This window comes from Bradyrhizobium sp. SZCCHNR1017 (assembly GCF_032381375.1).
Classification (GTDB): Bacteria; Pseudomonadota; Alphaproteobacteria; order Rhizobiales; family Xanthobacteraceae; genus Bradyrhizobium.
In genome coordinates, this window is record NZ_JAUHIR010000009.1 from 180,925 (window position 1) to 192,792 (window position 11,868).

10 protein-coding genes are annotated in these 11,868 nt (G+C 60.9%); 3 read left to right on the forward strand and 7 right to left on the reverse strand.

Features of this window, described 5'->3' with window-relative positions:
* Positions 1-19: 19 nt before the first annotated feature.
* Entirely contained in the window at positions 20-646 is a 627-nt protein-coding gene (locus QW863_RS22515; protein ID WP_315714388.1) for a 2-hydroxychromene-2-carboxylate isomerase, read from the reverse strand.
* Positions 647-891: 245 nt separating this feature from the next.
* On the opposite strand from QW863_RS22515, the gene QW863_RS22520 reads away from it, so the two are divergent.
* A complete protein-coding gene (locus tag QW863_RS22520) occupies positions 892-1,410 on the forward strand; it encodes a helix-turn-helix domain-containing protein (RefSeq protein WP_315714197.1) in 519 nt (172 codons plus the stop codon).
* A gap of 53 nt (positions 1,411-1,463) precedes the next feature.
* Here QW863_RS22520 and QW863_RS22525 read toward each other — a convergent pair whose 3' ends face one another.
* The 6 genes from QW863_RS22525 to QW863_RS22550 all read right to left on the reverse strand — a co-directional run bounded on the left by QW863_RS22525 (position 1,464) and on the right by QW863_RS22550 (position 9,602).
* Positions 1,464-3,140, reverse strand: coding sequence for a long-chain-fatty-acid--CoA ligase (locus QW863_RS22525; protein ID WP_315768664.1), 1,677 nt, complete (start codon positions 3,138-3,140; stop codon positions 1,464-1,466).
* A gap of 63 nt (positions 3,141-3,203) precedes the next feature.
* Positions 3,204-4,406 carry an ABC transporter substrate-binding protein gene (locus QW863_RS22530; RefSeq protein WP_315714195.1) on the reverse strand — a complete coding sequence of 401 codons (1,203 nt, stop codon included), beginning with the start codon at positions 4,404-4,406 and terminating at the stop codon, positions 3,204-3,206.
* Between the two features lie 976 nt (positions 4,407-5,382).
* Positions 5,383-5,841 (reverse strand): 4-oxalocrotonate tautomerase family protein, encoded by a 459-nt coding sequence (locus tag QW863_RS22535; RefSeq protein ID WP_315714194.1) that lies wholly within the window; start codon positions 5,839-5,841, stop codon positions 5,383-5,385.
* Between the two features lie 152 nt (positions 5,842-5,993).
* On the reverse strand, positions 5,994-7,601 hold the full coding sequence (locus tag QW863_RS22540) for a DUF2306 domain-containing protein (protein WP_315714193.1): 1,608 nt from the start codon (positions 7,599-7,601) through the stop codon (positions 5,994-5,996).
* Positions 7,602-7,774: 173 nt separating this feature from the next.
* Entirely contained in the window at positions 7,775-8,434 is a 660-nt protein-coding gene (locus QW863_RS22545) for a TetR/AcrR family transcriptional regulator (RefSeq protein ID WP_315714192.1), read from the reverse strand.
* A gap of 259 nt (positions 8,435-8,693) precedes the next feature.
* A complete protein-coding gene (locus tag QW863_RS22550) occupies positions 8,694-9,602 on the reverse strand; it encodes a GntR family transcriptional regulator (RefSeq protein WP_315714191.1) in 909 nt (302 codons plus the stop codon).
* Positions 9,603-9,703: 101 nt separating this feature from the next.
* Between QW863_RS22550 and QW863_RS22555 the strand changes: the two genes are divergently transcribed.
* Both QW863_RS22555 and QW863_RS22560 read left to right on the forward strand, forming a co-directional pair.
* Positions 9,704-10,639: a hydroxymethylglutaryl-CoA lyase gene (locus QW863_RS22555; RefSeq protein WP_315714190.1), complete on the forward strand. Its 936-nt coding sequence runs from the start codon at positions 9,704-9,706 to the stop codon at positions 10,637-10,639.
* Complete coding sequence (locus tag QW863_RS22560) at positions 10,639-11,856, forward strand: CaiB/BaiF CoA-transferase family protein (protein ID WP_315714189.1); 1,218 nt, start codon at positions 10,639-10,641, stop codon at positions 11,854-11,856. The genes QW863_RS22555 and QW863_RS22560 overlap by 1 nt, the downstream gene beginning before the upstream one ends.
* The last annotated feature ends 12 nt before the right edge of the window (positions 11,857-11,868 follow it).

Consider the following 11,868-nt stretch of genomic DNA (forward strand, 5'->3'; position numbering starts at 1 on the left):
TCTCGTGCTGCGTTTCGAGTCACGCAATGCTGGCGGCAGGCTGTCGCATCTGCTCGACGATCGATTCCTCGACGTCCCGGAGCTGGTCCTTGCCGAAGAACATCTCCTTGCCGACGAAGAACGTCGGCGAACCGAATGCTCCGCGGTTGACCGCATCCGTGGTCAGGTCGATGAGCCTCTTCTTGACGTCGTCCTGCTGAGCTCGTGCCATCAGCCTGTCGATGTCGAGCCCTGAGGATTTGAAAGCCGCGCGGAACACCTCGACGTCGTCCATCTTCTTCGGATCCTCCCACATGTGATGGTAAGCGGCCCGGAAATACGGCTCGAACATACCCTCGAACTGAGCGGCGACCGCACCGCGCATCAGCATCAGCGTATTCACCGGGAAAAACGGGTTTTGCCGAAATGTCGTGATGTTGTGGCGACGGATGAAGCGCTGCGTCTCGAGCGCCATGTATTCGGGCTTGTTCTTGATGCCGTGCAGCGACTCCGCCGGGGACATGTTGCCGGTCGCCTTGTAGATGCCGCCGAGAAGTATCGGCACATAATCAAACTTCACGCCTGTCCGTCGCTCGACGCCAGGTATTGCGCGTTCCGCCAGATAGGCGTTGGGACTGCCGAAATCGAACTGGAATTCAACCTTCAGAGCTGTCACGCCGGCCTCTCCCGCATAGGCATTGTTGAAGTGGTCATGTTTGGTCCGCACGAACCGTATCGCCAACTCTCATACAGTTCTAAAAACGAACTGTCAATAAACTGGCAGTTTCTGCTATTTTGGCCCAGATCGGTTAGAGGTTGTTTGGAACGTAGTCCCTATCTAGAATGGTTCTTGAAAAGACGGTTGCGTTGGCGATTCGAGCGACCCGTCGCTGGAAGAGTGGAGAAGTACGAATGAAGTGGGATGCCCTCGAGGAAGAGCCATGTTCACTGGCGCGAACCATAGGTGTAATTGGCGACCGTTGGACCCTTCTGATTTTACGCGAATGCTTTCTGCGCACCCGACGATTTGAAGGCTTCCAGTCTGCGCTCGGGATCACGCGCCATCTGCTTGCCGAGCGGCTGAAGAAGCTGGTGCGGAACGGCGTGTTGCGGCGAATTCCTTATCAGGATTCGCCCAAGCGCCATGAGTACATCCTGACGCAAAAGGGCCTCGATCTCTATCCGATCATGATGGCGCTCGTCCATTGGGGCGACACGCACATGGTCGACGAACGCGGGCGACCTCTGCTGCATGAGCATAAGAAATGCGGCAAGGTCTTCGATCCCGTAATGGTGTGCTCGGAATGCGGCGAACCGCTGTCGGCGAAGGAAGTTCATACCCATCCGGGCCCCGGCGCGCGCGGGAAGCTCGAGAAGGCCTCTCCCGAACAGAAGCCGAGCAAGGCAAGGACCCGCAGACAAGCAGCGTGATCCCGGGCGTTTGCCTTTCGGCGGGGACTGGCGACGGCTCGATGAGGTTCGCATCACGATGCGTTGCTCTGCGCTGAAGTGCCCTGTGGCACTCTTGCACTGTCCCCTCGCGCTGGCGCGGAATAATGCCCTGAGAAGCGTTGGCGCAGCTCCATCTTCTGGATCTTGCCCGTCGCGCCATAGCTGAGCGCGTCAACGAAGACGATATCGTCAGGCATCCACCATTTGGCGATTTTGTTGTCCAGATAGGCCCTGATCGATTGCGCCGTTACGGTCGCTCCGGATGTCGGCACGACGATAAGCAGCGGTCGCTCCTCCCATTTCGGATGAGGAACGCCGATCACGGCCGCCTCCGTGACTCCCGGGCATCCCTTCGCCAGGTTTTCCAGGTCGATGGACGAAATCCATTCACCGCCTGACTTCACAACGTCTTTGGCGCGATCGGTCAGCTGGATGTAATTATCATCATCCATCACAGCGAGATCCCCGGTATTGAACCAGCCGTCCTCCAGCAGCGGCTTGTCCTCCCCGTAGTAACCGCTGATGATCCACGGTCCACGCACCATCAATCGGCCGCTGGATTTTCCGTCGCGTGGCATCTCACTGCCCCGCTCGTCAGCGATCTTGATGTCGACGCCGTAGATCGGCTGCCCCTGGCTGGTCTTGCGTCGAAGCCGATCCTGCGGGGAAAGGCTCGCCGTGCGTCGCGACGGCTGCGAAGACGTACCGCAAGGACTCGTCTCAGTCATGCCCCACAGATGGTTGACCGAGACGCCCAGGCGCTCAAGACCCTCGATCAGGCTGGGCGCGGGCGCCGAACCGGCAACTATGATGCGCTCGAGCGTCCCAGCACCGGTACCCCTGGACTCTAAGTACTGGAGTAGGTTTGAATAGAGTGTCGGGACCCCGGCGGTCATGGTCACGCCTTCCCTGTCGATCAACTCCGCAATGGCGGCGCCGTCCATTTTGGGTCCTGGCAGGACCAGCTTGGCACCGACCATGGGAGCTGCATGGGTCAGGCCCCAGGCCCCGTTCGCGTGAAACATCGGGGTCATCGGCAGAAGCGTGTCGCGCGGCGCAATGCCCATTGCGTACGCACCGCAGATGCAGAGGCAATGCAGGATATCCGATCGATGCGAGTAGAGAACGCCCTTGGGATTGCCTGTGGTCCCCGACGTGTAGAACAGGGAGGAGGCCGAAAGTTCGTCGAATACCGGCCATTCAAACTCCTCCTTTCCCAAGTCCACGAATTCCTCGTAGCACAGCAAATTCGGCAGCGTCGTCCTTGGCATGCCGGCTCGATCCGCCATCAGGACAAACATCTTCACGCAGGAAAGCCCGGCCGCCAGCTTCTCCACGAGGGGAAGAAACGAGCTGTCGAAGAACAGGATTTTGTCTTCGGCGTGATTAGCAATGTAGCTGATCTGATCCGGGATAAGCCTCGGGTTGATCGCATGCCATACTGCACCGGTTCCCGTGACGCCATGCTCGATCTCGAAATGCCTGAACGTGTTCCAGGCAAGAGTTGCGACACGATCGCCCTGCAAGATCCCATGGCGGGTCAAAGCATCGGCAAGCTTTCTGGTGCGACGCGCCGCATCCCCATACGTATAGCGATGAATCGAGCCCTCCACGGTGCGCGAAACGATCTCCGTCCGCGAATGGACGCGCTCCGCATGCTTCAAGAGCGAGGACAGTAGCAAAGGCTGGTTCTGCATCAATCCTTTCACGATAACCTCATTTCAGCTGCAGCGATTGACGCCACCGGCGTTAGCGAGACACCACCAACCTCATCACTCCGAGCTGGCATCGAGAACCTCGCTGAATTGATCCCACCGCGTTCCGGTCCAGCGCTGTAGCCTCATTTGCGTGAAATTCATGTTGATCTTGTCGCTTGTATTGACCGTGATCCCAGGCAGCAGCGTGGAAAGCGCGACGTTCTTGAGGTTCTTGGCCTGCCCGATGATGTTTTCGCGCGACAGATCGTCCCCACACTGCTTGAGCAGGCGTTCGAGCAGCATGCCTTGCGTATACCCGAACAGATAGTTCGTGTCGGCAATATCGATTCCGGGCAAATACCGCGCGACAAATGCTCGAAAGTTCTTCATTCCGTCGTTGTTATCCCACTGCGAGTCGGTCGGGTCCATCGCCACCGTTCCAACGATGACGCCTATTGAATTGTCGAGACCTGCGGGCTTCAGCGTGGCGCCAACCGAGCTTGATGGGTAGTTCAGTACGATCATCGGCTTCCAACCGATTTCGGCAGCTTTGCGGATTGCCTGCGCCGCGAACTTCGGGGTACCAGCCACCAACAATGCCTCGGCGCCCGAACTCTTGAGACTCACCACCTGCGAATCCACCGTCGGCTCGCTGACCTCGTAGGCAATTGCGACGACCTTCTTGTCGAACTCGTCTTTAAGGACCCCCTTGAAAGCGTTGAGGTAGTCTTTTCCGAGATCATCGTTCTGATACAGAATCGCGTACTTCGCGTTCGGCAGCGTCTTGGTCAGGAACCTGGCGTAGATTTTCCCTTCGGTGTCGAAGCTGACCAGACTGGTCGTCGTCAGCGGAAACTCCGCCACATTCGTGAACTTGTTCGATCCCGAGACGATGCCGATCGCCGGCACGCCCCTCGACTTCAGATACTTTGCAGTGGCCGAGTTGCCGGGCGTGCCGAGCTGGCTGAACATGAAGGCCACTTCATCGCTTTCGACGAGCCTTCGCGCATGCTCAACCGCTTTTGGTGGGCTATAGGCATCGTCATACGCAATGTAGTTGACCTTTCGGCCGTTTACTCCGCCGCGGTCGTTAATCGACTGGACATACGCGAGAAGCCCTCGACCAACGAGACCGATCGACGAAGCAGGACCGCTAAAGGGAAAGATGCCCCCGATCCTGATCTCCGTTGGCGTGATCCCCGGCATATCGGCAGCAGAAGCCGATGACCCGAACGCCAGAAGCAGCACCGCGAAAGCAGACCTGAAGAGCCCCAGCATCACTTCCTCCCAAAAATGAGGATTGCATGCCCGAGTGGCACGATCCAACAAAGCGCGGCCTTGATCGACCGTCGTTCCTCGCCAATCTAACGTTCTTTTTTGGAACTAGTCAAGCCGCCCGAGTCTTCCCCTCGATCGCCAGAGCGGGACCCATCCGCTCAAGCTCACGACCACCTAGGCGCACGCTCGCTTCGGCCGAAAAAGCGAAAAATGAAGTCATCTTTGAACTATCTACTTGTTGCAGCCCGCGATTATGCGTGCGCTGCCCCCTGAGCCACCGTACCTCCTGGAGGCTCGCCTTCGAAAGCTGATTTCAATTCTTTTATAGAACTACTTCGGGTCCGACCGGTGGCGAGCAGACGTTCACGCTTTTACGCGCCGCAGCCAAGCCACATCTCTCGATTTTGATCGTCCATACCGACTTCGGTTGGCTCCTTCGGACGACCAAAGTCGCCGCCGAAAGGCTCGCCCACGATATGAGTTCCCCTCAACGACCATGCGAGGGCTCGGCTCAACTACTACGGACTGGACGAGCCGGCGCCGCGCGTTCATCTCCGACCGTGCGCGCAACGACCGCCGGGTCTGTTGCTGGGACCTGCTGCCGAGCGGCGCCGAGATCAGCATGACACCTCGCGTACACGTTCAAAATTCTGGAAAGGATATCGATCCGTTCCTGGCGGCTGCCGCGGGAGACGCTGGCAAATGCGTTCGCGCGGCCTTCACAGCGCGATCTACGTCCGCAGCCGCTCCTAGAGTGATTAGTCCTGCCGGCTGCTCGCCGGCGGGATTGATCACCTGGATCGCGTTGCCACCAAGCGGTTCCACCCAGCGCCGTCGATGTCGAATCGGGTATAGCCACGCATTGAAGACCTTCCCTGATTGACATTTTCGCGTATCGAATCGCCAGCCTCTTGCAGGCAGTCCGAGCGCTATTTGCCGACGAGCTAACCGCGGCGCGGGCGTTGCCGCCCTTCTGTCATTTGCCCTTTGTCTGCGGTCCCACGGATTGCATGAAATCGCGATCCGCTGCCGGCAGATTGGCCGTCCACGCCGGTTCATCGCCGGCCTCTGGCAGTACGTGACCAAATTCGATCATCTGCCGCGCTGGAAGCTCGCCGACATATACCCATACGCTGCGGTGATCCGCGGCAGAGGCGGCAACCGCGACGGCCTCTGCCATCAATTTGATCATTCGTGTCTTGTCGATCGCAGCGCGCCCGCCTCGGATGTGACCGTAGACAAACACCTGGTCATGCGTCAGTGGCGCGCCGCCCATGAAGTAGTTCTCAGCTTTCACGTCGTCGAAAATGACTTGCGCGAAGTAGGTCGGCGCTCCCGTCACCTCCGCATGGATCCGCGTGATCTCAGCCGCAATCGCACTCTTCTGCCTGCCCGAAAGGCGTCCCTCGATGCTGGAGCAATAATAGGTTGGCATTGACATCACTCCTTTTTGTAGGTGGCCTCTCCTATCAGGAGAAACCCTCTGGTTATCGCACCAGTTGGACTCGTCGGGTCGGGCTCTGCACGTCGCGGCGCGTGGGCGAGGAAGACTCGTCCCCGCCCTTGATGGCCACCGCGGCTCCGGTTTCAGCGAGCCAGTCTGCTTTGGGTTGCTTGTCCATAGGCCGCGTAGATGAAGGCGCCCATTATCGCCACCAACCATTGGCCAGCGAGGGCCAGGCGGAAGATGTGGCCCTCCCTCACCCACTGTGCGTCAAATCCGGACGCGCCCATAACGGGCAGTAGAAAGTAGAAGGTGGGCGTAGCCGCGATGCAGGCGAGGACGAATACGCCCCATTCCTTGACCCAGGCCACCTCTCCGCGGCGCAAGGCGAAGGCAAGCAGAATCGCGAACAACAGAGTGGCGGCTCCTCCAATCATGTGCATCGAACCGCCTGCAAGGGTAGCGAAGCTCGGCATACCCATCCGCAGGCCCCAGTACATCAATACAATTCCCGCGACGGCGCCGGAGAACGCCAACGCCCAGGACGACGCAACCAGAACACCTTTCGGTTGCCGTCGGACGAAGGCGATCCACAGCAGATGCGCTCCGCTCAACAAACCAACTAACGTCGCCAGAGCAAACGTCGCGCGGCTTACGACATCGCTTGCAATCACGGTGTCATGAAGGTGGATGACACCCGCCGGGACCAATTCTCGGGCGCTGAAAGCCTGCTCCAGCGCGGGGGTCACCATGTAGTATTGAACAACAATGGCGGCGGCGGCGACGAGGGCAGGGAAACTCACGAGCACGAGGTTGCGTGCAAGACGCGCGCGCTTTTCGGAAGCCGCAGTCATGCTTGCGGACTCGGCCCGGCGAACCGGCTGCACCCAGCGGTTGATCGTAAACAGAAGGTAGCCGACCGTCAAAGAAAGGGGGATCAGCACCCCTGTGACGGCATAATTTGCTTCGGTAAAGCGGATGCCCGGATCCAGCGCTCCAAAAAGCAGCCAGCCGTAACGCTGGATGGGTGTGCTCAGCAAGAGCCCGTAGCTTATGCACATCCAGGCTTGGTGGTTGGCAATCTGCTTGCGCCACAACGCATGTACGGCCATCCAGAGGCTGAACGATATGCCCAGGGCCAGGCCCCACAGTCCCACGTAGAAAAACAGATGATCCAGCGTGTCGGCAACCGACGTGCGCACAAGATGGATCATGGCGGTGATCATCGTGCCCTGCAGTACGACGATATAGATGCCACCGGATATGCGGTGCCACTTGGGAAAGCGGCGGCGAAAAGCGGGCCAGAATTGCAGGCCGCCGAAAAGCATGCATACGCCGCCCAGCAAGGAATGGACCATGAGCATTGCGGCCTTTTCCTTGCTCATGACATTGTAGACGAGGAGATGCTCGGCGATGCTCTCCTTGCCATAAGCATAAGTGGACGAACTGACCGATCCCACCAGCGCGACCGTGCTGCCAGCGTACTCCTCGACTTTTGAGGGAGTATCCACGGCTTGGCCGGCTTCGGCGGCGTTCAGCAGCGCGATGCGCTTTGCAGCAATCTCAGAATTCCCGGCTCCTTTGTAATACGCGATCCCCGCCATAATCGCCGCGAACCCATCAAGGGACGCAGCCAGGAGGAGCGCCAGCGCGATGGCGCGGAGCAGCCAGATGCGCAACGGAATTGCTGGTAGCCGAACAAGCGGCGTCGACCGGCCCTGAGGCGAATCAGGCAGAACTGATACAGCCATACAAATCCTCCCTCTGTTACGAGCGCCAGTTCAGATGCTGGCGTCACTGCTTGAGCAGCCATAACGATGTTATTAACCGACAATAACATCGTTATAGTGCAGACGCAAGGAGTGCTGAATGTCCCTATTCGTTTCAGGGAACGGGCGTAAGGATCAACAGAGAGCGGATGCCCTCACCTGACGCATGGCGTCATGGAGGTGACGGCGCGTTCCGGCGTGTCGCCGAGGCCAACCAACATATTTATTGCCATCGGGAAAAGTATCTGTTCGACGCTGTCATCAAAGCGAGCCAAGAGGCCAGCCAATTCGAGGGTAATGAACCCGTGAACGAAGCCCCACAGCTGTACCGCGATGACATTCGGATCATCGTCGCGGATCCGGCCAGCCTCGATAAGACGAGTCGCGGCTCGAACCACATGGCCAAAGGCTTCTTGAAATGCAGGGGATTCCGAGCGAGACAGCGGAGTAGGATCATACTCGATCGCCCGATAGGCTCCTCGAGTTGATAGCCCGAACATGAGATCGTAGAGGTGCGGGTTCTGCCGGGCCACGTCGCGGTAACACAACGCCAAACGGAAGACGTCTGTAACGGGATCATCGGTCTTCGGCGTCCCCTCAAAGGCAGAGGCCAGATATCGGAACCCTTGATCGGCAACTGCGCGCAATAGCTCCGGCATGCCTCCGAAATGGCTGTAAACAGCCATCGTAGAGACGCCAGCCTCATTGGCCACGGACCGAGCTTGAACGGCCGCCGGACCTTGCTCGGCCAGCAGCTTGATCGTGGTATGAATCAACTTGGTGCGGAGATCAGGAAACGCCGTGCCGGTAGCCATAATTGACATTATTACCACTATCGTTGCGCGCTACAGAAGCTCAAAAGAAAAACCTCAAAAGTGTTATTCGGCGTGCATCACAACGAACTTCTGGCACACTTCAATCTGTCCCCTCGTATGTCGTCGGGTCCGCCTCGAACGCTTGCTTCCCCTTTGCGGCCCATAGCCGGCTGTTACTCCTTCCAGGGATCGCAATCGAACGGCTCAGAAGTTGCTACTTGCTGTTCCGCTCCGACTACATGCCGCGGAGCCAAAAAGCTCAAGGCAAGCGCGATGATAGCGGACGCTGAAGGTGACTTCGCATCAGCTCGGCGGCATCTTGATTACGTCCTGCTTCGAGCAGATTAAGCAGGCGCAAATGCTCCTCGACGTGCCGGCGCATGCCATCTCGATCGGCGAAGCTGCGATAGGCGAACAGGCGGCGGATCGAGTTCACGCGTCGCAGCGACTCGACGAAGAACGGATTGCGGGCGCCGCGCGCGATCTCCTCGTGAAACTCGCAGCCCGACTGATAGACCTCGCCGATCGTCATCTTGTCGAGCTCGCCACCGAGTACGCGCTGCTGATGCTGGCGAAGCTTCGCGATGACGTCCTGCTGAAGCCCGAAGCCGGGCTGCAGAATCGCTGCCGGCTCGATCACGGCCCGGAAGGCCGCAGCCTGGTCCTGGGCTTCTGGGCTCGACAGCGTCTCGGCGAAGCGCCAGCCATAGCCGGGCAGGCGGGCGATCCAGCCCTCGGCCGCGATGCGATCGAGCAGGCGCTGCAGCTCGGTGCGGCTCAGCTCGTAGCGGCGCATCAGCTCGGCCTCGGTGACGTCGGCCTCGATGCGCCGGTCGAGAACGTCGGCCGCGATGTCCGCATAGGCCTGCTCGGCGCGGCTCACCGCGGCGAGCGTCGGGCGTGCCGCACCGCTCGTCGGGTTCTGGGTCAGCACGAAGCCGCGATGGGGCTCGCCCCGCGCCAGCCCCGCCGCCTCCAGGGCCTTCAGCCCGAGCCGGATCGGCGCACGCGACACGTCGAGCGCATCGGCCAGCCTTTGCTCGATCAGGCGGTCCCCGGCCTTCATGCCTTCGCGGCGTGCGAACGCCAGGATCAGGCCGGCGAGCTGCTCGGCGCGGTCGGTCGTGCCCGTCCGTGCAGCGGAGGGCGATGTGTCCCAATCGGTCATGATGCCGAGGAAACCTCTTTCAGCTTGACAGATCGTCGGCCGGATTGTTCTTTATATGAAAAATGTACAATCGAGAAGCGAGCGACGGGGAAGCAACGCCAATGATCCGTGAGCCGGACGTCCATATCTGCGAGGTCGCGCCGCGCGACGGCCTGCAGAACCTCGACATGTTCGTGCCGACCGAAGCGAAGTGCGCGCTGATCGACGCCATCGCGGCCGCAGGGGTGCGCGAGATCGATGCCGGCTCCTTCGTGCCGCCGAAGGTCGTGCCGCAATTCGCTGATGTCGATGCGGTGATGGCCCATGCGCTGTCTCATCGAGAGACGAGGATCGGCGCGCTGGTCCCCAATTTCAAGGGCGCGGAGCGCGCCATCGCCGCAGGCGTGGACAACATCTATTTTGTGATCTCGGCCAGCGAGACCCATAACCGCGCCAATGTCCGCCGTACGGTCGCCGAGCAGGTCGAAGCCTTCCATGCCGTGCGCGCCGCGATCGATGCCCGGCCGGCCGCCGAGCGGCCGCAATTGATGGGCGCGATCTCCACCTCGTTCGGCTGCTCGCTCGAAGGCGATGTCAGCGAGGCGGCGGTCTGCGATCTGGCGCGCCGTTTCGTCGAGGCGGGGGCCGACGAGATCGGTCTTGCCGATACCGTCGGCTACGCGACGCCCACGCTCGTCAAGCAGGTCGTTGCGGCCGTCCGGCGCGAGATCGGGCCGGATATCACGCTGCGCCTGCACCTGCACGACACGCTCGGCGCCGGCCTCGCGAACGCGGTCGCCGGCCTTGAGGCCGGCATCCGCCGCTTCGATGCCGCGGTCTCCGGGCTCGGCGGCTGTCCGTTCGCGCCGGGCGCCCGCGGCAACATCGTCACCGAGGATCTCGTGTTCATGCTCGAGCGCATGGGTCTATCGACCGGGATCGATCTGGACCGGCTGATGCTCACGCGCGAGATCCTGGCCCGTCACATCGCGCCGAAGCACCTCACCGGCCATCTGCACGAGGCCGGCATCCCCAAGGTGCTGCGGAGGGCAGCGTGATGGGCGCGGCCCGAGAGCACGACGCTCCGCTTCGGCCGCTCGAGGGCGTGCGCGTCGTCGAGTTCAGCCAGATGGTGATGGGTCCGAGCTGCGGACTCATCCTCGCCGATCTCGGCGCCGACGTGATCAAGGTCGAGCCGATCAAGGGCGATCGCACCCGTTCCTTCAAGGGACCGGCGGCCGGCTTTTTCGCCACCTACTGCCGCAACAAGCGCAGCATCGCGCTCGATACGTCGACGGCGCAGGGCCAGAATGTTGCGCGCAAGCTGATCGCGCGCAGCGACGTGCTGATCGAGAATTTCCGCCCCGGGCTGATGAAGCGCATTGGGCTCGACTACGAGTCCGTGGCGGCGGTCGCCCCGCAGCTGATCTACTGTTCGCTGAAGGGCTACCTGCCGGGGCCTTACGAGAACCGCCTCGCGCTCGACGAGGTCGTGCAGATGATGGGGGGCCTCGCCTACATGACCGGCCTGCCTGATCGCCCGATGCGCGCCGGAGCCTCGGTCAACGACATCATGGGCGGCATGTTCGGGGTGATCGCGATCCAGGCCGCGCTGGCCGAGCGTCAGCGCACCGGGCGTGGCCGTTACGTGCAGAGCGCGCTGTATGAGAACAACGTGTTCCTGATGGCGCAGGCCATGATGTACGAGGTCGTCACCGGCCAGCCCTCGATCCCCTATTCGATCAAGGACAGCCCGTGGCCGGTCTACGATCTGTTCGACACAAAGGACGGCTCGAAGCTGTTCGTGACCATCGTCGGCGAGGAGCAATGGGTGGCGTTCTGCCGCGCCTTCGAGCGCACGGAATGGCTGGACGATCCGCGCTTCGCCACCGCGCAGGGCCGGGTCGATCATCGCGGCTGGCTGATCCCCGAGATCGCCGCGATCTTCAGGACGTGGGCGAGGGACGATCTCGCCGCGGTGCTGGAGCGGCTCGAGCTGCCCTACGCGCCGGTCAACAAGCCCGGCGACCTGTTCGACGATCCGCATCTCAACGCATCGGGCGGCCTGACCGAGATCCGCATGCCCGACGGCCGTCGCGCCAAGACGCCGGTGCTGCCGGTGTCGCTGGACGGGCAACGGCTGCCGAACCGCTACGATCCGCCTGATGTCGGCGAGCACACGCGCGACGTCCTGGCCGAGATCGGGCTGCTGCCCGACGAGATTGCCATGCTGGAAGCGGACGGAACGATTTCGCCTGTGAAGCCGCCAGGGTGAGCGGTCACGTCG

Coding starts and splice junctions, on each gene's coding strand:
- QW863_RS22530 (WP_315714195.1), bottom strand. CDS start 4,406: ATGCTGGGGCTCTTCAGGTCTGCTTTCGCGGTGCTGCTTCTGGCGTTC.
- QW863_RS22555 (WP_315714190.1), top strand. CDS start 9,704: ATGATCCGTGAGCCGGACGTCCATATCTGCGAGGTCGCGCCGCGCGAC.
- QW863_RS22540 (WP_315714193.1), bottom strand. CDS start 7,601: ATGGCTGTATCAGTTCTGCCTGATTCGCCTCAGGGCCGGTCGACGCCG.
- QW863_RS22560 (WP_315714189.1), top strand. CDS start 10,639: ATGGGCGCGGCCCGAGAGCACGACGCTCCGCTTCGGCCGCTCGAGGGC.
- QW863_RS22550 (WP_315714191.1), bottom strand. CDS start 9,602: ATGACCGATTGGGACACATCGCCCTCCGCTGCACGGACGGGCACGACC.
- QW863_RS22545 (WP_315714192.1), bottom strand. CDS start 8,434: ATGGCTACCGGCACGGCGTTTCCTGATCTCCGCACCAAGTTGATTCAT.
- QW863_RS22520 (WP_315714197.1), top strand. CDS start 892: ATGAAGTGGGATGCCCTCGAGGAAGAGCCATGTTCACTGGCGCGAACC.
- QW863_RS22535 (WP_315714194.1), bottom strand. CDS start 5,841: ATGCCAACCTATTATTGCTCCAGCATCGAGGGACGCCTTTCGGGCAGG.